1 protein-coding gene is annotated in these 1,839 nt (G+C 42.0%); it reads left to right on the top strand.

Translation table 11 applies throughout. The features are described 5' to 3' along the window. Positions 1–158: 158 nt before the first annotated feature. A partial coding sequence (locus KC820_RS12990) for an IS1182 family transposase (protein WP_236782678.1) occupies positions 159–1,839 on the top strand: 1,681 nt, incomplete at its 3' end.

Consider the following 1,839-nt stretch of genomic DNA (forward strand, 5'->3'; position numbering starts at 1 on the left):
AAGAGGCTGGGACAAAACTCAGTAAATTGAAAAAGCGTGGTACTTACCGATTAGGCAGGTACCACGCTTTTTTATATTATCGTTTATTTTTAGTAAACAAAAAGGATCGCCTCTGATAAAATTAAAGTAACCACACAATAACTATCGGAGGGATCCTTATGTTTAAACATTATAACATGAATCAAGTGGTTTTACCTTTAGATTTGGAAATAAAATTGCAAGAAAATGATATTGCTTACGCTGTAAATGACGTGGTGGAAACAATACCGGATGATGCATTCGCAGGTTTTCAGCGTGACACAGGCTGTCCAGCTTATCATCCACGCATGATGATGAAAATTATCCTGTGCGCCTATACGCAATCTGTCTTCTCCGGCAGAAAGATTGAAGGATTACTCCGTGACAGTGTCCGCATGATGTGGCTAGCTCAAGGATATGAACCAACGTATCGCACGATTAATCGGTTTCGTGTGCATCCGGAGGTTAAAGAGTTACTGCGTCAATGTTTCGTCCAATTTCGCTGCCAACTTGTACAGGAAAAACAGATTGATGAAGAAGCAATTTTCATTGACGGGACCAAGATTGAAGCGAATGCCAACAAATACACATTTGTGTGGCGCAGGGCTGTTGAGAAATACAGTGCTAAATTGGTGGCAAAGTCTAATCAAATGTATGATGAATTACTGGAAAACGCGATTATCCCTGAGATTGAACGGGAAAGCGAGGATGAATTATCCATCGATGAACTCAGTCAAATAGTTGAGAAATTGGATGAAAAAGTCGAAGCGTATGACAAAGAAATCGAAGCACGCGAAAGAGGAAGCGAACGGAAACAGCTTCGTTCCGAACGTAAAGTGCCGAAACAATACCGCAAAAAGTTCAGGGATTTTGTGGCGCGCAAACAGAAATATCAGCAGGACATGGAAATATTCGGCCAGCGCAACAGTTATTCCAAGACAGACCATGATGCCACGTTTATGCGCATGAAAGATGACCATATGCGGAACGGGCAGCTGAAAGCTGGCTATAATGTGCAGCTTGCGACAGAGGGACAATACGCGCTCGCTTACGATGTATTCCCGAACCCGACAGATACACGTACTTTCGTTCCTTTCCTGGATCACATTGAAGAAAATTACTTTGAGCTGCCTAAGTATATCGTGGCTGATGCAGGCTATGGCAGTGAACAAAATTACGAAGATGTCCTAGAAAACCGGAAACGCACGCCCCTGATTACATACAACCAATATCGGAAAGAAAAGAAAAAGAAATACAGAGATAACCCTTTCCATTCCGCCAATTGGGAATATAACGCGGAAAACGATTATTTTATCTGCCCGAATGACCAAAAAGTCACATTTCGTTACCTATCCCACCGAACAGATCGGTATGGCTATATACGAACCTTCCGAGTTTACGAAGCAGAGGACTGTTCAGGGTGCCCCCTGCGTTCCCAATGCACCCAGGCAAAGGAAGGGAATAACCGAAAAATTTATTATAATGCGAAGTGGGAAAGCCAAAAAACATACACAAGACAACAGCTTTCGGAGGAAGAAACTGGTGAAATTTACGGCAAACGTAAAATTGATGTGGAACCAGTCTTCGGATTTCTGAAGGCTAATTTGCGTTTCACACGTATGTCTGTAAGAGGTCAAGACAACGTGGAAAATGAATTAGGATTTGCATTCATGGCGGTGAACTTGAGAAAGTACATCGCCAAAAAGCCAAACCCTACCCTAAATGATGACAAACATTTAAACCAAAAAGGTACCAACCATCAAAAATTGATGATTGGTACCTTTTTTTACTTAGTTTTGGCTAGTTATGTCCCAGCCTCTT

Origin of the sequence: Allobacillus saliphilus, from assembly GCF_018138385.1 — a bacterium.
GTDB lineage: Bacteria > Bacillota > Bacilli > Bacillales > Alkalibacillaceae > Allobacillus > Allobacillus saliphilus.